This window comes from Niallia tiangongensis, assembly GCF_044704065.1.
Taxonomy (GTDB): Bacteria; Bacillota; Bacilli; order Bacillales; family Cytobacillaceae; genus Niallia; species Niallia tiangongensis.
Genome location: NZ_CP162613.1, coordinates 1998585 through 2020447, shown reverse-complemented (window position 1 = coordinate 2020447; position 21863 = coordinate 1998585). Strand labels below are relative to the sequence as shown.

Below are 21863 nucleotides of genomic sequence, written 5' to 3'. Positions count from 1 at the left end.
TGGGTGATTATTTCGAATGAAGCTATTCTTACTTCCCTTTTAATGAATGGACTTTCTGTAATAAGATTGAATACTATTTATATCCTCTTTCGTTCGAATCGTTGGAATCATTTCCAGCAAATCGAACGGAAGCAATTCTCCTGAAATTTCGCACATTCCAAAATTGCCATTTTCTAGTTTTTGCATCGTTTCTTCTACGTCCTTGAGTTCCTCTTCAATATATTTTTTTATTTTTGAGTCTCGTTTGACTCTTAATGTGGTTGCTAATTCTATTTGTGTCATACGGAGTTCTGTATAAAGCTTTTCAATAGTTGAATTCAATTCCATTACCTCCGTTTCTTTAATTATCTTTAGCATTTCCATTGCAGAAGACAAAAACCGATTAAAGATTTAACAGTCATAACAACTATTAACGGAGGTGGAAGTATTTCTCTTCCTTACATATGTATAAAAAAATCCACCAGCATCAAGATAATAGACGGGCATTACTTTTCACGCTATGTAATCATTTATTCTTCTTTTCCTTTCCCAATAAAAGGCTTTTACAAAACTTTTTTCCTTTAATTTTTTTGTTTTAAACTATCTTTTAAAAGCAAAAAGAGGATGGGACAAAAGTAAATAGCCAATCTGTAAAAACGAACACTCTTTAAATTAGCTCTTAAATAAAGGTTACTTTTATAAAATGGTTATTTATGTTTTTAAATATAGTCAAGTGTAAAAACTATTTTGTTCCATTGCGCTACAAACACTCGATGCGTCGGGGAGGAATCTGAGCCTCCTCGCTACGCTGCGGGGTCTAAAGCGTCCTCTATTGCCCGCAGGAGTCGAGTTTTTTCCGCTCCATTCCACTTCGTTTTTAAAGACTATTTCCTAAAAACTAATTTTTTTCCAAGAAAAAATAAATTAGTAAGAAAAATGGAGCAGCCTGAATACACGTAGACTCCTATGGGAGCTGCGAGAAAGTCCGAGACCCTGCAGGCCAAAGGCAGACCGCGGCTCGGCGCTCGCCCCATGGAAAGCGAAGTGTATTCAGGCTGCGGATATTAACACTAACTGTACTAAAACAGCCTTTTATAAAACTAATAAAACCCGAACAACCATCTAGGACTCTTTGATAGTTGTTCGGGTTTATCTATGGCTGGAATACTTATGTCCCAGCCTCTTCATAAGTGGTTTCTTAATAATTTTCTTCTACTACATGTGCGCATCTTTCGCATAGTGTTGGATGGGCTTCGACTGTGCCAACATCTGTTGTAACAGTCCAGCATCTTTCACATGTTTCGCCGTCTGCTTTAGATACTACGATTGCTGCATTTTCCAGCTTTAATGCCTCTTCTGGTGCACTATTATATTCACCAGCAATTTCGAAGCCTGATACGATAAATAATTGTTGTAAATTTTCTTGAATGGAATTTAATAATGTTCCTACTTCTTCATTCACATATAATGCTACTTTCGCAGCAAGAGATTTACCAATTACTTTTTGATTACGTGCTTCTTCTAATGCTTTAAGTACATCATCACGTACCACTAAGAATTTACTCCATTTTTCCTCTACAGCATCACTATTTTCAAATGTACTGTACTCTGGGAAATCAGTTAACTGAACACTTTCCTCTTTTACAGAAGAAATATGATCCCATACCTCATCAGCAGTATGTGGTAAGATTGGCGCAACTAACTTCGTTAAGCTGATTAAGCTTTCATAAAGAACTGTTTGAATAGCTCTTCTTTCTTTGTTATTTGTTGCTTCAATGTAAAGGACATCTTTTGAGAAATCAAGATAGAATGCACTTAAATCCAATGTACAGAAATTATTAATATTATGATAAATAGTAGAGAATTCATATTTATCATAGGATTCTGTCACACTTTTAATTAGCTTATTTAGCTTGATCATCATAAATTGATCCACTTCACGTAATTCCGCATAAGAAAGAGCATCTGTTTCTGGGTTAAAATCAGCAAGGTTTCCTAATAAGAAACGAAAAGTATTTCTGATTTTGCGATATCCTTCTGTTACTTGTTTTAAAATAGCATCAGATACACGTACATCTGCTTGGAAGTCTACAGAAGCAACCCATAAGCGTAAAATATCAGCACCTAATTGGTTCATTACTTTTGCAGGTACCATTACATTTCCTAATGATTTACTCATTTTGCGTCCTTCTCCATCTAACACGAAGCCATGGCTTAAAACAGCCTTATAAGGTGCTTTACCGGTTACTGCTACGCTTGTAGATAGGGAAGAGTTAAACCAGCCGCGATATTGGTCAGAACCTTCTAGGTATAGATCAGCAGGACGTTGCAGATCCTCTCTTTCTAACAATACAGCTTGGTGAGAAGAACCAGAATCAAACCATACATCCATAATATCTGTTTCTTTCGTAAATTCCCCATTTGGGCTGCCTGGATGTGTAAATCCTTCAGGCAATAATTCCTTAGCTGATTTCTCAAACCAAATATTTGAACCATTTTCTCTAAATAAATTTGAGATGTGCTCAATTGTTTCATCGGTAATAATGCTGTCGCCATTTTCTGCATAGAATACAGGAATTGGTACACCCCACGCACGTTGTCGAGAAATACACCAGTCACCGCGATCACGAACCATATTATACAATCTTGTTTCGCCCCATGCAGGTACCCACTGTGTTTCTTTAACTGCATCTAATAGTTCATTTCTAAAGTCTTTAATAGAAGCAAACCATTGTGCTGTTGCTCGGAAAATAACTGGTTTTTTTGTTCTCCAGTCATGTGGATAAGAGTGTGTGATAAATTGAAGCTTTAATAATGCGCCAACCTCTTCAAGCTTTTCTGTAATTGGCTTATTTGCTTTATCATAGAATAATCCTTCAAAGCCAGGAGCCTCTTCAGTCATAACCCCTTTATCATCGACAGGACATAGAACTTCTAATCCATATTTTTGACCAACTAAGAAGTCATCTTCCCCGTGTCCAGGCGCTGTGTGAACACAGCCAGTACCAGCATCTGTTGTTACATGCTCCCCTAGCATTACTAAAGAATCACGTCCATAAATTGGGTGTGTTGCTAAAACGTACTCTAGCTCTGCCCCTTTTACCTCTTGAACAATATTAGCCTCTTCCCAGCCAATTTCTGTTTTAACACTTTCCAATAAGTCCCGTGCAACTAGATACTTATCTCCTTTTTCTTCCACAACTACATACGTTAAAGTAGGATGAACAGAAATACCTAAGTTTGCTGGAATGGTCCAAGGAGTAGTTGTCCAAATAACAATTTGCACATCACTTGCTAATACCCCTTTGCCATCCTTCACCTTAAACCCAACATAAATAGATGCCGACTTTTTGTCTTTATATTCAATTTCTGCTTCCGCAAGAGCTGATTCACTTGTTGGAGACCAATAAACAGGTTTTTTCCCTTTATAGATATAGCCTTTTTTCGCCATTTCTCCAAACACTTTAATTTGCTGTGCTTCATAAGAAGGCTTTAACGTAATATATGGGTTATCCCAATCTCCACGAACACCTAAGCGCTTAAACTGTTCTCTTTGACTGTCAATTTGTTCTAAAGCATATTCTTCACATAATTTACGGAATTCTGCAATCGTCATTTCTTTTCGTTTAACGCCTTTATTCGTTAAAGCTTGCTCGATTGGAAGACCATGAGTATCCCAACCAGGCACATATGGTGCTTGGAAGCCTGTCATGGATTTATAGCGAACAATAAAGTCTTTTAAAATTTTATTAAGAGCATGCCCAATATGTATATCACCGTTTGCATATGGTGGTCCATCATGAAGAACAAACATCGGACGTCCTTTTGTACGGCTTTGTACTTTTTCGTAAATATTCATTTCTTTCCATTTCGCTTGCATATCAGGCTCGCGATTAGGTAAATTCCCTCTCATCGGAAAGGCTGTTTTTGGCATAAGCAACGTGTCTTTATATTCCATTTTCTTCCTCCAACATTTTTATCTTTTTTTCATCATGTATGCAGCTATATATTCAGTATTCTATTATAGACATATCTGCTTTTTTAGAATCAGTATACACAGCAAAAAACCTTCTCATCCCCACGAAAGGGACGAGAAGGTTTTTAAAGGTTCCCGCGGTACCACCCTTATAGATAAAAGAAACTCTTATCCACTTAGACATTTTTTAACGGCAATGAACCGCCTTTTCTTACTTCTATTTCAGAAAAGGACTCCAGGGTGATTTTCAATTTCCAACTTATATCAGGCTTACACCGTCCCTGATTCGCTACTTTAAGTTTCCCGGAAATCTACTATCCCTATCAACGCTACATGAATATACATTTGTGAAAAATTATATTTCATCATTCCATCATTCGTCAAGACTTGGGGATTATTTTGTTGAATTTAATTCTGTTGCATCTAATTCATATTCTAATAAATGATCCCAATCATCGTTATTAAGCATATCTAATTGTGCTTCAATTAGCATTTTGAATCGAGTACGGAATACTTTTGATTGCTTTTTCAATTCTTCAATTTCAAGGGCAATTTTTCTTGCTTTCGATAGCGATTCATTGACAATGCGATCAGCATTTTTTTCTGCTTCTTTTATAATTAGTTTTGCTTCTTTTTGTGCATTTCGTTTAACTTCCTCGGCAGCTTCTTGTGCTACTACAATGGATTTATTTAACGTCTCTTCAATATTATTATAGTGGCCGATACGGTCAGTTAACTCGTTTAGTCTTTCTTCCAGTTCTTTTTTCTCACGGATAATATTTTCATAATCCTTAATAACCTGGTCAAGAAATTCATTTACTTCATCTTCATCATAACCACGGAAGCCTTTGGCAAATTCCTTGTTATGAATATCTAACGGCGTTAATGGCATAAAGCCACCTCCCAAACTTCAATTTCTTTATGTATCATCCTTATTTCGACAGTATTACCGGATTTCCTGCATTATTTTTAAAAAATAAGAAGAAACATGAAAAATAATGCTGCTAAAAAATATTGTATCATATATAGACAATAAAAAAACTATGTTTTTTGTTTGATGGAGAAATTATGGAGCTTATCTTCCTTCTTATTATCTACTTCAATTTACCTACCACGATCCTCCATTTATCTTTTTTCGTTTTTCCTTCAATGGAATTGACGGTAGCTCGTCCTTCTCCACGAACAGAAAATACATCTCCTTCTTCACATATAAATGCAACATTTTCTATTAAAGTAAAATTCACTTTTACTAAGCCTTGTGTAATGTAAGTCTTTGCTTTTTCCCTTGAGAAATTATAGATAGCTGCAATTAGTGTATCGAGGCGAAGGGAGGAAACGGTCGTCGTCATCTCTGTCCAATGTTCTTCCTTGAAAATTATTTTATCGAAAGAAACTCCTATAAGGCTTATCTTTGCTTTCCCAATAGATTCAAGCTGAATCCTTACATAATCCTCGACTTCTCCTGCAACAATGAATTGAATTTCCCCATCCACAACGAAAATATCTCCGAATTTATTACGATTTAACCCAAGTGACATTAAGCTACCTAAAACATGGGGATGCTCAATAGTGACAAATTTCTTCGGATAATTTACTTCTAGTAAGGACAAGTTAAAATCCTCTTTATTTGCCTCATAATATTCAGGATAGAGGAGGGCACGTTTTCTTTCCGCCTGATCATGCCCACCAAAAAAAGCAAATTTCACTTCATGGTGCTCTCCAATAATCACACTCAGTACTTTCTGTTCTCGAGGATCCAAAAAATCGGTTAATTTCGGGGCATAGTTGTTCTCGACATAGCTTCGCCAATTTTCTACTTGATCAATAAATTCTCTTTCTTCTGGACGAAAGTGTTGATAGATTGACATGTTTTTAGCTCCTTTTTTGCATAGAAAAAGGGCTACATTAGCCCTCTTAAACTTATATAAACCACATTCCTAATTGTTGAATTCCCATTCCAGCAAGGTTTAAAACAAAGATAGCAACAATTGGCGAAATATCTAGCATGCCAATTGGCGGAATAACTCTTCGGAAAACTTCTAAGTATGGCTCGCAGACTTTTGCAAGAAAAACGCCAATAGATGTTTCGCGTGCACTCGGAATCCAGGACATTAGAATGTAAATAATTAATGCATAGGAGTAATACTGTAATAATTTAGCTAATACTAAAATAATAAACGTCATTCGTTGTTACCACCTCGTATTTTCGTATTCTGCATCCTGCAGGATTTGGGATATGTTTCCTGAAACTTCCACATTATCTGGAGTACACAGGAATATATCTGTGCCAATTTTTTGAATATCACCACCAATCGCATAGACAGTTCCACTAAGGAAATCTACTATGCGTTTACCTTGGTCCTTTTCAATGCGCTGTAGATTTACAACGACAGCCCGACGGTTTTTCAACTGATCTGCAATATCCTGTGCTTCTGCATATACCCGTGGCTCCACCAAAAATACTTTTGATGATTTTTGGATACTTTGTAGGCTAACTACATTTTGGTTATTAGTTTTCGGCTGTTGAATATGGTGATTTTGCTGAACAGGCTGTTTATAATTTCTAGCAGGCTCGCTTGGCTCTTCTTGATATCTTGCTTGCTCTTCTTCGTAATCTTCATCTTCTAAAAAAAAGAACGTTTTTATTTTCGATTTTATACTCATTTCACTTGCCTCCTATTTCTCGCTTCCTACTAAAGCAGTTCCAATTCTTATCATCGTTGCTCCCTCTTCGATTGCAATTGAATAATCATTCGACATACCCATAGAAAGCTCTGTGCATGGAGCATATGCTAATTGTAATCCTTTTACATCTTCTTGCATGCTTTTTAATTTTTGAAAGCATTGACGAAGAAACACTTTATCTTCCGTAAATGGTGCCATTGTCATTAATCCAACTACTTGAACATTTGGATATTCGGATAATTGATTAACAAAAGCAATTACTTCTTCCGGTTCGATTCCATGCTTCGATTCTTCTTTCGAAACATTAACCTGTACAAAACACTTTATGGTACGATTCGCTCTTTTATGTATTTCTTTTGCCAAAGATAGTCGATCCAAAGAGTGAATATAGTCTACATAATCTATAATACCTTTTACTTTTCTTGTCTGCAATGATCCAATAAAATGCCAAACTGGCTTGTCCTGAAGAACTTCATACTTTGCCAGTAAGCCTTCTTCGCGATTTTCGCCTAGATGAACAATTCCAGCATCCAACGCTTCTTGTGCTCGCTCTATTGTAACATACTTTGTCACAGCAATAATTGTTACCTCTTCTGGATTCCGATTTGCTTTTTCACTTGCACTCGCAATTTCCTGCTTTATTACACTAAGATTATCTTTCACTAACATTTTCGTTTCCTTCTTCCTCTCTCCATCCAATATAACTCATCATTCTCCCAGTCTTTCCCTTATCCCTTCTATGAGAGAAAAAATAAGCGTCATCTCCATAGGTACAATAATTAGTTATATGAATGTTGCTTTCCAACATTCCTGCTTCTAACAAAATCTGCTTATTTGCTTCCTGTAAATTCAGGCTGTATTGTCCTGGAGAAACAGTCGTATATGGCTTTGCTTGAGAATGTATCACCTTATCCATTTCATTAATGACTCGGTCATCCACTATATAATGACGATCCGTTATGGAAGGACCAATAACAGCAAGTACCTCTTCGGCAGGTATATGGTGTGAGGCAAATACGTTGATCATTTCCCTAGCAATGCCTTTGACCGTCCCTTGCCAGCCTGCGTGAGCAATCCCAATTGCCTTTGTGGTGGGATGAATAAAGTATAACGGAACACAATCTGCAAAACATAGAGTTAATAATATATTTTTTTCTAAAGTAAAAAAACCATCTGTATCCTTTAACGCACTTTCATAATCTTTAGCACCCATGCCTATATGAGCAATTGTTGCTTCTACAATATTGACTTTATGCGTTTGCTCTGCACCAACCCATTGCTCCAAAGGAAACATTAAATTTCGCGCTACCTCATTGCGGTTTGCTATTACCGTTTCCTTCTGATCATTCACATGAAATGCCATATTTAAACTAGCATAATCGCCTTTACTTTTCCCATCATTTTTTGTTGTGAAACCAGCTATTAAATTCGGGAACTGCTGCTCCCATAAATCAAGATTGAAAAACTGTTTATTTCGTAAAGTAAAAGGTTCCATTATCTAACCCCATCTTTTTGTTTTAGTTTACCATATGGACCTATAATTGGTCACAGAAAAACATGATTTTCTTTGGAAATAAGGGTGCTTTTTATTTAAATTTGTGTAATTTACTTTTTTCTTATTTGAGAGCTTGGTAGAACTTTGACGGTGCGCCGCAATTACGTTTTCAAACTCCAAAAGCCGTTCGGTCACTTTAGTCCACCTAACTCCTAAAGAAATATTCCATATGCACCGTAAATTTAGGTATTCTGATAAAATTAAGATTATCTTTCATTCCAATAGAAAAGGCTAGACAATCATTAAAGTACAAATACTTTAAGAAGTCTAACCCGTTATTCCTATTTTAGCTTTGAATATTTTTATTCATTTGTTTAATAGCAGCCTTTTCCAATCTTGAGACTTGTGCTTGTGAGATGCCGATTTCATCGGCAACTTCCATTTGTGTTTTTCCTTGGAAAAACCTCTTTCGTAAAATCAATTTTTCGCGATCATTTAATCGGCGCATTCCTTCTTTTAAAGCCAATTCTTCAACCCATTGTATGTCCTTATTTTTTTCATCACTTAATTGGTCCATTACATAAATCGGATCTCCACCGTCATTATATATTGGTTCAAAAAGAGACACTGGATCTTGAATAGCATCTAATGCAAAAACAATATCCTCATGGGGAATATCTAACTCTTTGGCAATTTCCTCAGCTGTCGGTTCTTTTGATGTTTTATTCATCAACCGTTCTCTGACCTGTAATGCCTTATAAGCAATGTCTCTCAGAGATCTGGAAACCCTAATTGGATTATTATCGCGGAGATACCGGCGAATTTCACCAATAATCATCGGGACAGCATAGGTGGAAAACTTTACGTTTTGACTTAAATCAAAATTATCGATAGATTTCATTAGACCAATACAACCCACTTGAAATAAGTCATCCACGAATTCTCCTCGATTATTAAATCGTTGAATCACACTTAATACGAGGCGGAGATTTCCATTAACGAGACTTTCTCTTGCGGATATATCTCCCTCATGCATTTGCTTGAAGAGCAATCTCATTTCTTCGTTTTTTAACACTGGAAGCTTTGATGTATCAACACCGCAAATTTCTACTTTATTTCGAGTCAATCTATTTCCCTCCTCACAGGAGCTGCTGTACAAAAAACAGTATCTCCCCGAGAAGGAAAAATATGCATGAGAAGAATTTTTGTTAAATTTCCAATTTACGCTAATTTCGGCTGAAATTATGTGGGACAAGGATTTCTAAACGAAAAATTTTTAAACCATTTTATTAAATTCTTTTTGAAGTCTCTTGATAATTCTTTTTTCTAGTCTGGAAATATACGATTGAGAAATCCCAAGCATGTCTGCTACATCTTTTTGGGTCTTTTCTTCTCCTGTTCCTAAGCCAAATCGTAATTCCATGATTTGTTTTTCCCTTTTAGAAAGTTGATGTAATGCTTTTACCAATAGCTTTTTATCCACACTTGCATCTAAATCTTTCGTAATAATATCATCTTCTGTCCCCATCACATCTGATAGAAGTAGTTCATTTCCATCCCAATCAATATTCAACGGTTCATCAAATGAAACTTCTGAGCGAATTTTATTATTTCTCCGTAAATACATTAATATTTCGTTTTCAATGCATCTGGAGGCATATGTGGCAAGTTTAATTTTTTTCTCTGGATTAAACGTATTAACCGCCTTTATTAATCCAATGGTGCCAATACTAATTAGGTCTTCAATATTGATACCCGTATTTTCGAATTTTCTAGCAATATAAACTACAAGACGTAAATTTCTCTCAATAAGCATCGAGCGAGCTGCTTGATCTCCTTTTGGAAGTTTTTCCAAAAGTATTTCTTCTTCTTCTTTCGTTAACGGAGGAGGCAGTGCTTCACTTCCACCAATATAAAATACTTCGTCTGTTTTCAATCCAATTTTAATTAAAAATTTGTACCAATAATAAGATAAGCGAAGCTTCCATTTCTTCATGTGCATTTCCTCCTTCTAAACGATGTTTTTCGTGAGTATAGTATATTAACTAACCTTTTCTTCGACTGATTTTTTTCCTAAAAGCATTTTCGGATGAACAATACAATCAAATGCATCCTCAGATGAGAGAACTTGGTTTGTAAACGAAATCAATCCTTTTTCGACCATAGTTACTTCCTGGTCTTTTTTCAACAGCAAGAGATCCGGTTTCACTGCAATAATTAGCTGGTGATCCTTGCCGACTACCTTATATGGAATAATGCGCATCTTATTTTCCCATTCTGGAGCTATTGGCTCCCTTCCATAGATAACCTGTTCGGGCTGCTCTGATAAACGAATTAACTCTGCGGGCATATCACTTACGATATTCTTCAAAGAAACAAACATAACTGGAAGACGAGAGATTGGGTCATATACTTGATTTCCACTATCCACCAATCCCTTTACAGAAAATTCTTTTCCACCAATTTGAAAAGTAACATCAATTATTTGCTCATATTGAATCTTTGTTACTTCAATCCCTTCCACATTTCTGCGTGAAAAGTACCAAGCAACGGGAAAGCCTAGAAGGACAAACAGCCAACTAATTGGATCACCAAATCCTTTTACACTTGCAAGAAGTACGGAAGATGACAGTTGAAAATCAAACTGTATAAAATAATGTGCACCTATCAATGTTCCTCCAATTAAAAAGGTCGCTAAGTAAAAAATCATCAAAGCTTGAAAATAGGTGCGAAATCGCTTAAATCCAAAAGCAGTTGCTACCATCACGATAGAAAATAGTAGTTTAGATACAGGATGACTTGTATAGGGACTAAGTGAAGTGATGGATAACAAAATAATTAGGGAACCAATAAATCCTCCAAGCAAAATTCTCCAATGAATGATTTTTTTCTTCAAAAGAATCCCAGTTAAATATAGTAATAAACTGTCAAATAGAAAATTTAATAGCCATATTACATCTAGATAAATGGCCAAACATGTAACTCCTCCTCTCCTTCATCGAGGCTTTGTAAATGCTAGATCTTTTCCTTATTCATCTTCATTAATGACTAGGAATCACTAAGATAGTCCTCGCAATTCTCTGCAATTGAAAAAGGGATCTTCGCCAAAGCCACAAAAGAAGTATATCTTCTCTCTATTAATCTGTTACGAAAAAGTATAACGTACTTGTTCTTGAAATTCTGTCACTTTCTGTAATCAAAAAATCAGAAATTTTCTCTATTTCTAACGGTTTTTGTCACTATATCTCCTAACTGAATATTTTGTAGTTCTAGCGAAATATTGTCAGTTTTTTTACTAATTCTAAGGAATATTAAATTGGAAGTAGGGATGAAGGAGTAAAAAATGAATACCCATAAAAAGGGGTTTTACATATTATTTATAGCCCGACTTAACGAAAATATTTTAACCGCAAAATAAAAAACCTCTCCATTATTGTAAAAATAACAGAGAGGTTTTTGCTACAGAAGTAATTATCTTCTGCGGTTTCTATTTCTTAAGAAGGTTGGGATATCTAAAGTATCCTCTGTTTGTTGTACGTTTGTGCTTCTTGGTTGTTCTTTTTGAACATGTGGTTCTTCTCTTTTTACTTCTCTAGTATTAGCTGGATTGCTGTTTTGACTTGCATTATTGGTATTTGGCTTTAATCCTCCAAATCCAGGTCTGCCTGGCTGTGGTTGAGATAAATCTTGGTTAAAGCCTGTAGCAATAACAGTAACAACTATTTCATCCTTTAAATTATCATTGATAACAGAACCAAAAATCATATTTACATCTTGATCAGAAGCTGATGCAACAATATCTGCTGCTTCTTGTACTTCATACAAGCTTAAATTCGATCCGCCAGTGATATTCATTAGTACCCCTTGTGCTCCGTCAATAGAAGTTTCAAGAAGTGGAGAGGAAATAGCTTTTTTTGCTGCTTCAGCTGCACGATTTTCTCCTGAGGCAACCCCTATACCCATAAGTGCTGAACCTTTGTTCACCATGATTGTTTTCACATCAGCGAAGTCTAAGTTAATTAGACCTGGTGTTGCGATTAAGTCTGAGATACCTTGTACACCTTGACGCAATACATTATCTGCTTCTCTAAACGCTTCAAGCATTGGAGTTGATTTATCTACAATTTCAAGTAAGCGATCATTTGGAATAACGATTAACGTATCTACTGAGTCTTTTAATGACGTAATACCACTTGCAGCATGTGTAGATCTTTTTCTTCCTTCAAAAGTGAATGGTCTTGTTACAACGCCGACTGTTAAAGCACCTAAGTCATGAGCGATTTGAGCGATAACCGGTGCAGCACCTGTACCAGTTCCGCCACCCATACCAGCCGTTACAAAGACCATATCTGCTCCTTTTAACGCCTCTTCAATTTGTTCTTTACTTTCCTCAGCAGCCTTCTTCCCTACTTCAGGATTGGCACCTGCACCAAGTCCTCTCGTCAGCTTGCCGCCAATTTGCATTTTAATTTCTGCTTTCGATAAATTTAATGCTTGTGCATCTGTATTCACAGCAATAAATTCTACCCCTTGAACACCATGTTCAATCATTCGGTTAACAGCGTTATTACCACCGCCACCTACTCCTATAACCTTTATTACAGCTAGTGAATCTATATTTGTATCAAATTCCAACATGACAAATCCTCCTAATTCGTCGATATTCAGCAGTATCGAACTGTCCGCATCTCAAGTCTTGGTGATATGGAGTAACATACCATTATAAAATATACCTAGACTGACCCTAAACGACTCTCAGCCTTCTCGAAGTTCTTTTTTAAAATCATGTCCATCTTTTTAAAGTATTTCATTAATCGAAGAAATAACCCATAAATTTCTTAAACTTGGAAGGTTCCTTCTCAACTTGTTTTTTCTCATATGCTTGTTTTTGGGATGCTTGTTTTTGAACTTTTTCCCTATTTTCAGCAGGAACGGTGACAGGATTATGGATATTCCCACCTTGAAGTTTACTATTTTTATAGGAGAATTTAATTAACCCAACAGCAGTTGTATATTGTGGCTCTCTAACTCCAATATAATCAGGAATAGCAATTCTAACACGGCTTTGGAAAACATCTTGTGCCAATTCTAAAATTCCTTTTGTACTAGCTACCCCACCAGTTAATACGAATCCTCCTGGAAGATCGTATACACCAAGTCTCGCTAGTTCGTGACCAACAAGTTCAAAGATTTCTTCTAATCTAGCTTCTATAATATCAGAAATCTCTAATTGATTAAATTGTTGATGCTGATCGCTTCCTATAATAGGAACACTAAATACCTCCTCTTCAGAAGCATGATCATAAAAGGCATATCCATACTTTATCTTAATTTTTTCTGCATCTTCTGTCGTAGTACGAAGACCAATCGATAAATCTTTTGTAATATGGTCTCCCCCTATTGGAATAACACCAGTTCCTTTAAGGAAACCATTTTCAAAGACAGCAATAGTTGTTGAACCACCGCCTATATCAATCAATGCAACCCCTAAGTTCTTTTCATCTTTTGAAAGTGCGAAGGAGCCTGCAGCAAGTGGCTGTAAGGAAATATCCTGAATTTCTAGGCCAGCTCTTTCCACACATCTTAAGGTGTTATGTAAAATAGTTTTACTTCCAGTTATAATGGTGCCTTCCATTTCAAGCCGTACACCTATCATTCCCCTAGGATCCGTAATTTCGTCTAATCCATCTACAATAAATTGTTTAGGAATAATATCAATAATTTCTTTTTCTGGGGGAATGGAGACTACTTGCGCAGCATCCTTTACCCTAATTACATCTTCAATCGTAATTTCGCGATTTTCACTTGAAACTGCAACTACTCCACGAGAAGTTTGCAGATTTACATGATTTCCCGAAACGCCAACAATTACTTGTTTTATCTCCATCCCAACCATTCTTTCGGCTTGCTCTATTGCCTGTCGAATAGAATGAACGGTTTCATCTATATCCACAATTGAACCTTTTTTTAAACCTTCTGATGGGACGATGCCTACACCAATAATGTTTAAAGATTCGTTAATCATTTCGCCAATGATCACTTTTATGCTGGATGTACCGATGTCTAGACTTACATAAAGTTCATTGCTGTTCATTCTCGGGCACCTCCTTTTGCATTTTAAATAATGTGAACAACAAGTTATGTCATACAGTAAAAAATTAAACTTTTTATTAAGAAGTAATGTCTTCTATTTACATAGTTTTTTTGATATACATAAAATGAATTCATCTTAACAACTTATTCAATTGTATACCAGGCAACACCATATTTTCACTAAGTTTTCGCTTAGTGTCAATACAATTTTGGTCTTTTTCGCTACAAATAGGACTAATTACTCACTCGACCAAGGGAATATCGTAATTTACTTCAACATTTCTATTAATAGTTAAATTATTCGCCAAAACTAATATATTCCCTTTTTTCTCTGTCAACTTTTTTCAATTTTTTCAGGAGAATTAGGATTTGATTTCTTTAAAATAATACTTCTTATAACAGCAATGTTTTGAAATAGTCTCACACCAAATGCAAAAATTGCCGCTAAGTATAAGTCTACACCAAGATGAACACCTAGAAAAGCTAAACTTGCTGCAAGTGCAATATTAAAGAAGAAGCCTGTTACAAAGACTTTTTCATCAAATATATTTTGCAAATGAGCTCGAATTCCACCAAATAAGGTATCCAATGCAGCTAGAACTGCAATCGATAAATAGTTAGCATATTCTTCTGGTACTTTTATATCGGTTAATAGTCCGAAGACAATCCCAACAATTAATCCAAATATAGGAAGCCACATTATGAATCGCCTCCTTCATTTGTATTTACAGGCTCCATATAATGGATATTAATAGCCTTACCGTATGCTGGAATCGTGATTGCCTTCTCTGGCTGTTCTACATTTAATAAAAGGTTGGAAACAAAAAATTCATCCGCTGATTTTGAAACCTTCATGTAGTTAAACAATTTATCTGCCATACTAGCATCCTTCGCTATCACCTTTATTTCAATCGGCAGCTGATTAAGGGGATTTCCATCGATTTTTAACACATTATTTATTTCGCGGATAACAGTTGTATTCACATAGCGATTATCATTAATCGCTATTTCCTCTGCCCCATATAAATTCAATTCATTTACCAATCGCTGCAATAATTCAGAAGTCACTACTCCAGGATCTTCGCCTAATAGAATTTCTGAATTAACAGGAGCAATTTTTAAAATAATTCCATTTCCTGTTACATCTGTTAAACCTGCTTCCTGCTTTAATTCTTCCAAAGTATCTTTTAATACCTCTTCTTTGCTTTCAGAGGTTTCATTTTCATACTCATCCACTTTTGCGTTTATCGAACGAATTTCATTAATAAGCTGTAATTCTAATTTTTTTTCGTTTATTAAATCTTCTCTCAATTCCCATGTATCTCTTGTATCGCGTACAACCGGTTCTTTTATTGTCTGGAATTGTACTGCAATCATAAATCCTACAATAAGCGTTATTCCAGTCATCGTTATAAACTTCTTATTCAAAGCGCATCATACTTTCTACTCATCATACTTACTATTAATTTACTTTCAAAGGCTCCATTTGTATCGATCGTTTTTTCTCAAGGCTAAATCTAACATTATCATTTACTAACAAATCTTTTACGCCGCCATTAATATTTATTGCGCCTTCTAACACATCGCTATCTCCGATTGCCGTAATAACAAATGGTGCAGGGTGTTGATAACCATCTACTTCAATTACCGGTCCATTACAAAGAATATAAGAATTATGGGATAGTCTTTGTCCATTGATACTAATTGCTTGTGCACCTGAAACATAAAGCTCATTAATCACTTTAAACACATGATGCTCATGGACCAAGTAACTATTCACATTATCTTCCTTTGGATTATACTCTCCATCTTCTAGTGTAATTTGTACCCCTTCTCCATTTACAGCAACCTTTCCTAAATAGATGCGATACTTTTGGGCATCTTCTGCCATGTTATAATAGGTTTCCGCTTCATTCGAAAGATTCTTCTCTAATTGAACAAGTTTCTTTTGGGATCCTTTTAATTCCTTATAAAGATCGTTATTTTTTTCTTCTTGCTCTATTAATTCATTCCGCAAATCCAAATCTCTTTCAAATTGGCTCTCACTAATTTCTTGCTTTTCGTCCTTTTTTGTATTTTGATACGAAAAGGAAATCATAAATCCGAGTACGAGAAAAACCAAGGAGAAGATAACATTCCTTCTTCTTTTTTTAATCTTCACTCTTCTTTTCCCCTTCCGAATCGAAAGCTTTGAAATAAGAACCTACCTCTAAATCAATTACTCCCTTTTTGTCCGTATTTAACTGTGCAATGATGGATGGATAATGCTCCATTTTATCCGAAAAAGAGGATAAAGAAGCTAATACTTGGTTTCCGTCATTCATATAAACGGTAACATGCCACTTATCCGTATTCTTAGGTGTATACCTTATTTCAGAAATCGCATTATACACACTTGCTGGCAGTTTACTTAACTCTTCCCCTACCTTCCTGATGACAGCATCATTTTCGCTCTTTATATCTTTAATAATAGGAGCATCGTAGGGACTATTTGTCATCGCTCTATCATGTAGCATATCGCCATTTTCAAGAAGTGGAATAAATTCATTCTCCACTTCAAAGTACGCAATCTTCCTATATTCTTTTACGTCAATATGAACAGTATTTGGAATAGCGATGGAAATTTTTGCAGACTTCATTCCACCTGCATCTTTCAGTTTTGCTGCTAACTGATCTTTTTTGATTGTCCAAATATTTGTTTCGCTTGTAATTCCACTCATTTTCTCTAAGTCTTCATAAGTATATAAATGATTCCCTGTAATTTCGATGTTTTTCACATGACTTAAAGGTGATTGGAAGTAGATAACGCAAACGATGATAAGGAAGAATAGAAGGAGAAGGAAAATAAGTCGACGATTCGCCTTTTTTCGTCTCTGTTCTTTTAATTTTGGAATTCTATCTTCTAAAGAAACAACCTTCCCATTTTCCAAAAAATCACCCCGGTATTATTAAATAAGGAAATAGTACAAAACAATTCAATAGGTTGTCCACCTTTTTTATATGCACATCCTATTTTTTCTTGTTGTCAATAACTTCCTTCATGACATTATACAGCCTCATTGCCGCATCAGGAATACCTAATTTTTTGGATGCCTCTTTCATTCCATTTAACACAGTAGGATTCAGCATAATTGCATCCATTTCTTCCACTAGTTTTTGCCCGTCCATATCCTTTTCTAGAAGCATTTTTGCTGCACCATTGCTTGTTAATGCATTGGCATTTTTCTCCTGATGATTGTTCGTCACATATGGACTCGGCACAAGAATACTCGGAATACCAAGCGAGGTTATCTCACTAAGTGTTGTTGCTCCTGCTCTCGCAACAGTCAGATCGATGCTTGTTAATACTTCTGGCATATTGTGGACAAACGGCTTGATAATTACATTGTCGGGATTTCCTACTAGCTCTACTTCTTTTTTTACCGCTTCATAGTGCACATCTCCGGTTACATAAAGTACTTGATAGGGTTTTTTCCCTAATTGGGGTAATGCTGCAATAACAGCATTATTTATCGGTCTGGCACCTCTGCTTCCACCAACAATGAGAACAGCCGGTGTTTTCAATTGTAATCCAACCGATAATCTTCCTTTAATGCCATCCTGATTTAACACTTCTGAAGCTCTTGGATTCCCTGTCATCACTACTTTTTCTTCTGGAAAATAAGCAGCCGCTTCTTCAAAGCAAGTAGCTACTTTATCCACATATTTGCTTAAAAATTTATTAGTTAATCCTGGAACACTATTTTGTTCATGAATGATTGTTGGTATCCCAAGCTTAGCAGCTGCATAAACAACCGGACCACAAACATATCCGCCTGTTCCTATTACGATGTCTGCCTTAAACTCTTTTAATATCGCCTTACTTTTTTGCACACCAGCAATAAATCTCCAAACGGTTTTCAAATTTTCAGGAGACAGTTTTCGTTTAAACCCTGTGATATGTATCGTTTTAAAGGGAATATCTTCCCGTCTGACTAATTTATTCTCTAGCCCTTGCTCTGTTCCGACATAAAGAAACTCAGCATCCTTCACTTCTTTTTTTATTTCGCGAATTAATGCTAATGCAGGGTAAATATGTCCCCCTGTTCCACCGCCGCTTACTACTATCTTCATTCTTTCCACCTCAAAATACTTCTCTTCTCTACTTCTGAAAAATACGTTATTTTTCTTTTCCTTTACATTATAGCTTCAATTAATAAAAAACAGAAATAATCTTCTGTTATTTCCTAAGATATTTTTTTACTTTGCCGTCAACCCCCAAATAATAGATACCTTATTGTACTATATTTTAAACACCCTATATGAATATCTTGAAATTGATGATTGAGTCAAGTTTTTGTGGGAGTTTTTTATAGCTCCCTTTTTATAAAGTAAAACTTCTAATTTTGTATCCGTTTTCTAAATGTTTTCTTTCATCAACATTTCGTTTTTTTCTTTTTTAAAAACCTTTTAATGCCTGTAATGCAAAGTGAATGGGTTTTCCAATCGCCTGATTTAAGTATGGAATGTTCTGACGCACGGTTTCTGTTACTAATTTTGTTGATATTTTTCTGTTCGGTCGATGCTCTTTCTTTGATTTTTCCGTGGCTTTTTCCCATTTACCGAATATCGTTTGGATGGATAGGTCATCTTTTAGTCCAATCCATAATCGCGCTATGCTCATGACCCCTTCTTTGCTCCATGCTCTTCCATTTTTTAATCGTTTGGCTAATTGATTCATCATTGCTTCTGCACTTCCCATCGGACGATAAGCTTCGGTGTTCACATCCTTCTCCTCTAACCAAATACGATAATCTTTTATTGCTTCCTGATGATGCGTCAAAAATGCAAGTAAATGCTCTAGTTTTTCTTCTTCTTCTGGTGTTTCCATTGTTCCTACTGCACTATTCAACTCTAGAAGTAATTTTTCTACCTGGTAGTTTTTTAACGCTATTTTCATGTAGCGGTATCGGGGATGGCTCTTCATTAGCTGTTTCATCGAACGAGCTACATGAAAACGATCCATGGTGAAAAAGGCGCGTTCACGAAAATACTCCCGACATGCCGTTATCCATCCTGCTCCATCGCCATTAATAATAAGCAAGGTTTGGGTAGGATCATACGCATAATTATTCTGTAAGAACGTTTCAAACGCTTCCCAAAATGCTTCTTTTCCTTCATAGAGAAAATGCCTTTTATTTCGGAGCCTGACTCGCTTTCCGTTTCCTTTCCATCCCTCGTGTACAGCGGCGAATTTCAACTCAAATCCACGCTTTTTCTTTTCTTGGCTCTTCACATATAATCCATCTACTTCGACAAACAAGACCTTTTGAAAGGGACGTTTTTCCGTAACTGGAAGCACGTTTGTTTGAAGAAGATGTTGCCGTAATGCTTCGTGGCTCATCGCCGAATAGCCTAAAAACTGTTCTAAGGTTTCCACAGCCTTTCGATAGGAGGAACCATTCGTCGCTAATTCTAACCCCCATTCTTCTAGTAGAGGACTAAATCCTTTATTCCCTTGAAATTGTAAATATTGATCTAATAAACAAACATATTTTTTTGTCACACGATCGAAATAATAATTACGCTTCAGCTCCACTGCTCCAAAGGCTGTCTCTAATCGTATATCTCGTTTATCTCGTAAAGCAAATCTTCTTTTATCTCGTTGCTGGGCAATCTCTAAATCCCAATTTTCTAATGTTTGAACAAGGATTTCTTGAAACGTATTTTGTAGCGTTCGAAATAAAGTTTTTTCCAATTCTTTTAATGATGGTAATTTTATGTTACATTCATTCATGAGAGCCGCTCCTTTTCGTAGTGTTTTAGGCAAACTCTACTTTACAAAAGGAAGCTCTCTTTTTTAATGCTTAATTTTTTCCAGCTACCGCGCTCTCGCTTGGTGGCCTTTTTGTATAGTTGGGGGACTCGTCCCCCAACTATACAAAAAGGATATTTATTCCCCCACAAACATTTTACTCATACGAAATTGATAATGAAATGTAACACATTCCCCTTTCCCGCACCATTTTTGTCATGATTGCAAAAGGTTTATCATATATGCGAAAAAAGTAAATTTTTCGTATTTAATCTAAAATAGACATAAAAATAACCTAATGAAGAGAAAAGGTACCCTACACTAGGTTTCGAAATTCATTTATAAAGGAAAACTTCCCTCAATGGAGGTTAATTGACCTTGACGGACAGCTAGTTGATCTCCCGCCTACTCAAAAGCTTGGGTTTGAGTCTTGCTGAAGTTTAAAAGTGGGATACAATTTTAATACCTCGAAAACCTGCTGATATTTAAAAGAATACCAATCGCGATTAGCATAAGTGTTAAAGAAGAGCCCCCATAGCTTAGAAATGGGAGAGTAATCCCTGTAACAGGCATTAGTCCTGTTACAACTCCAATGTTAATCATAACTTGAATGGCAACCATGGAAATGATTCCGACGGCTACAAAGCTTCCAAACAAGTCTTGGGCGCCTAGAGCGATTCTTATTCCTCTCCATAGTAAGAGGGCGAATAATAATAAAATCAGGGAACCACCAATAAAGCCTAATTCTTCTGAGAGAATCGCAAAAATGAAGTCAGTCTGTGGCTCTGGAAGGTAGAAAAACTTTTGCCGACTTTCCCCAAGGCCTAAACCGAATAAACCGCCTGGACCAATTGCATACAAGGATTGAATGATTTGAAATCCACTTCCTAAAGGATCAGACCAAGGATCAAGAAAGGAAGTAATCCTTTTTATCCGATAAGGAGCAGACGCAACCAATCCAATAAACCCTGCAACACCAATGAGACCTAATATCACAAAGTGGCGAATTCTAGCACCAGCAATAAAAATCATGACAATACTTGTTCCAACCATAACCGTACCAGTACCTAAATCCGGCTGAAGCATAATCATCCCAAAAGCCAGGAATACTAGCCCTAAAGATGGGAGCAAGCCTTTTTTAAAAGAGGTTATATGCTTCTGATTTTCTGACAGAAATTTCCCCAAGAAAATAATCATTGCTATTTTCATAAATTCCGAGGGCTGTATGGAAAATGCTCCTACTCCAATCCAGCTTTGGGAACCATTCCGAACTAAACCAACTCCAGGAATTAAAACGACTACAAGTAATACAAAGCAAACAATAATAATCGGTTTAGCCCAAGAACGCCATATCCAGTAATCAAGATTCATAATAAATAGCATTGCTGCAATTCCTACGCCTGCAAAAAGCATCTGTCTTTTTGCAAAAAAGAAAGAATCACCTAAATTTCGATCGGCCATTACCGCGCTAGCACTATACACCATGATTAACCCTATTGCCAGTAACGTAAATGTGAGAATCATTAGAATTATATCTGGAGTCGTTTTTTTTGATGGCACCATTAACACCTCGAATTGCAAGATTTGGGCTTGAAAAATAGAAAAGCGGGTGGTATCCAGATTTCTTGTATTCTCGAATCCGATTCAAAAAAAGAAAGCTCTGTAAATTAACGGTCGAGAAGAAGGAAAAGGCCCAAAAGTCATTTCGTTCCTAGCTTGGTATGAAATAACCTTTATCCTTTTCTCTACTACCCTTGTTATCATTTACAGAGCTTACTTCCTAGTAAGAACGTTTTTATCCTGTTATATCATTGATGTTTGTTCATATAGATCAAAATTTT

Annotated in this window: 20 protein-coding genes and 1 other annotated feature; all 20 genes read right to left on the bottom strand. The window is 36.1% G+C overall.

The window, feature by feature from the left end:
- Window positions 1-39 precede the first annotated feature (39 nt).
- The 20 genes from AB3U99_RS09435 to spoVE all read right to left on the bottom strand — a co-directional run bounded on the left by AB3U99_RS09435 (window position 40) and on the right by spoVE (window position 21582).
- A complete protein-coding gene (locus tag AB3U99_RS09435; protein ID WP_400247085.1) occupies window positions 40-321 on the bottom strand; it encodes a hypothetical protein in 282 nt (93 codons plus the stop codon).
- Between the two features lie 856 nt (window positions 322-1177).
- On the bottom strand, window positions 1178-3937 hold the full coding sequence (gene ileS, locus AB3U99_RS09430) for an isoleucine--tRNA ligase (protein ID WP_400247083.1): 2760 nt from the start codon (window positions 3935-3937) through the stop codon (window positions 1178-1180).
- Between the two features lie 124 nt (window positions 3938-4061).
- Window positions 4062-4291 (bottom strand) — a binding site (T-box leader).
- 58 nt (window positions 4292-4349) lie between these two features.
- Window positions 4350-4847, bottom strand: a complete 498-nt coding sequence (locus tag AB3U99_RS09425) for a DivIVA domain-containing protein (protein ID WP_312095289.1) — start codon at window positions 4845-4847, stop codon at window positions 4350-4352.
- Window positions 4848-5049: 202 nt separating this feature from the next.
- The gene (locus AB3U99_RS09420) at window positions 5050-5823 is read right to left on the bottom strand and encodes an RNA-binding protein (protein WP_400247081.1); all 774 of its coding nucleotides are present in this window, start codon (window positions 5821-5823) and stop codon (window positions 5050-5052) included.
- A 52-nt stretch (window positions 5824-5875) separates the two neighbouring features.
- Complete coding sequence (locus AB3U99_RS09415) at window positions 5876-6139, bottom strand: YggT family protein (protein ID WP_031534325.1); 264 nt, start codon at window positions 6137-6139, stop codon at window positions 5876-5878.
- 6 nt (window positions 6140-6145) lie between these two features.
- On the bottom strand, window positions 6146-6619 hold the full coding sequence (locus AB3U99_RS09410) for a cell division protein SepF (protein WP_400247079.1): 474 nt from the start codon (window positions 6617-6619) through the stop codon (window positions 6146-6148).
- 12 nt (window positions 6620-6631) lie between these two features.
- Window positions 6632-7309, bottom strand: coding sequence for a YggS family pyridoxal phosphate-dependent enzyme (locus AB3U99_RS09405; RefSeq protein WP_400247077.1), 678 nt, complete (start codon window positions 7307-7309; stop codon window positions 6632-6634).
- Entirely contained in the window at window positions 7293-8135 is an 843-nt protein-coding gene (gene pgeF / locus AB3U99_RS09400; RefSeq protein WP_400247076.1) for a peptidoglycan editing factor PgeF, read from the bottom strand. The genes AB3U99_RS09405 and pgeF overlap by 17 nt, the downstream gene beginning before the upstream one ends.
- A 346-nt stretch (window positions 8136-8481) precedes the next feature.
- Window positions 8482-9261, bottom strand: a complete 780-nt coding sequence (sigG, locus tag AB3U99_RS09395) for an RNA polymerase sporulation sigma factor SigG (protein ID WP_016201020.1) — start codon at window positions 9259-9261, stop codon at window positions 8482-8484.
- Between the two features lie 150 nt (window positions 9262-9411).
- On the bottom strand, window positions 9412-10131 hold the full coding sequence (gene sigE / locus AB3U99_RS09390; protein ID WP_341192658.1) for an RNA polymerase sporulation sigma factor SigE: 720 nt from the start codon (window positions 10129-10131) through the stop codon (window positions 9412-9414).
- A 45-nt stretch (window positions 10132-10176) separates the two neighbouring features.
- Window positions 10177-11109, bottom strand: coding sequence for a sigma-E processing peptidase SpoIIGA (spoIIGA, locus tag AB3U99_RS09385; RefSeq protein WP_400247073.1), 933 nt, complete (start codon window positions 11107-11109; stop codon window positions 10177-10179).
- A 497-nt stretch (window positions 11110-11606) separates the two neighbouring features.
- Window positions 11607-12773 (bottom strand): cell division protein FtsZ, encoded by a 1167-nt coding sequence (gene ftsZ / locus AB3U99_RS09380; RefSeq protein ID WP_400247072.1) that lies wholly within the window; start codon window positions 12771-12773, stop codon window positions 11607-11609.
- A 172-nt stretch (window positions 12774-12945) separates the two neighbouring features.
- The gene (gene ftsA, locus AB3U99_RS09375) at window positions 12946-14229 is read right to left on the bottom strand and encodes a cell division protein FtsA (protein ID WP_400247070.1); all 1284 of its coding nucleotides are present in this window, start codon (window positions 14227-14229) and stop codon (window positions 12946-12948) included.
- A 333-nt stretch (window positions 14230-14562) separates the two neighbouring features.
- Window positions 14563-14928 carry a small basic family protein gene (locus AB3U99_RS09370; protein WP_400247069.1) on the bottom strand — a complete coding sequence of 122 codons (366 nt, stop codon included), beginning with the start codon at window positions 14926-14928 and terminating at the stop codon, window positions 14563-14565.
- Entirely contained in the window at window positions 14928-15635 is a 708-nt protein-coding gene (locus tag AB3U99_RS09365) for a DUF881 domain-containing protein (protein WP_400247068.1), read from the bottom strand. Before AB3U99_RS09365 ends, AB3U99_RS09370 begins: the two co-directional genes overlap by 1 nt.
- Window positions 15636-15690: 55 nt before the next feature.
- A complete protein-coding gene (locus AB3U99_RS09360; protein WP_400247066.1) occupies window positions 15691-16389 on the bottom strand; it encodes a DUF881 domain-containing protein in 699 nt (232 codons plus the stop codon).
- A complete protein-coding gene (locus AB3U99_RS09355) occupies window positions 16379-17158 on the bottom strand; it encodes a cell division protein FtsQ/DivIB (RefSeq protein WP_400247064.1) in 780 nt (259 codons plus the stop codon). The genes AB3U99_RS09360 and AB3U99_RS09355 overlap by 11 nt, the downstream gene beginning before the upstream one ends.
- 79 nt (window positions 17159-17237) lie before the next feature.
- Complete coding sequence (gene murG / locus AB3U99_RS09350) at window positions 17238-18341, bottom strand: undecaprenyldiphospho-muramoylpentapeptide beta-N-acetylglucosaminyltransferase (protein ID WP_400247063.1); 1104 nt, start codon at window positions 18339-18341, stop codon at window positions 17238-17240.
- Window positions 18342-18666: 325 nt separating this feature from the next.
- Entirely contained in the window at window positions 18667-20004 is a 1338-nt protein-coding gene (locus AB3U99_RS09345; RefSeq protein ID WP_400247061.1) for an ISLre2 family transposase, read from the bottom strand.
- Window positions 20005-20481: 477 nt separating this feature from the next.
- Window positions 20482-21582, bottom strand: coding sequence for a stage V sporulation protein E (gene spoVE / locus AB3U99_RS09340; protein ID WP_400247060.1), 1101 nt, complete (start codon window positions 21580-21582; stop codon window positions 20482-20484).
- Between the last annotated feature and the right edge of the window lie 281 nt (window positions 21583-21863).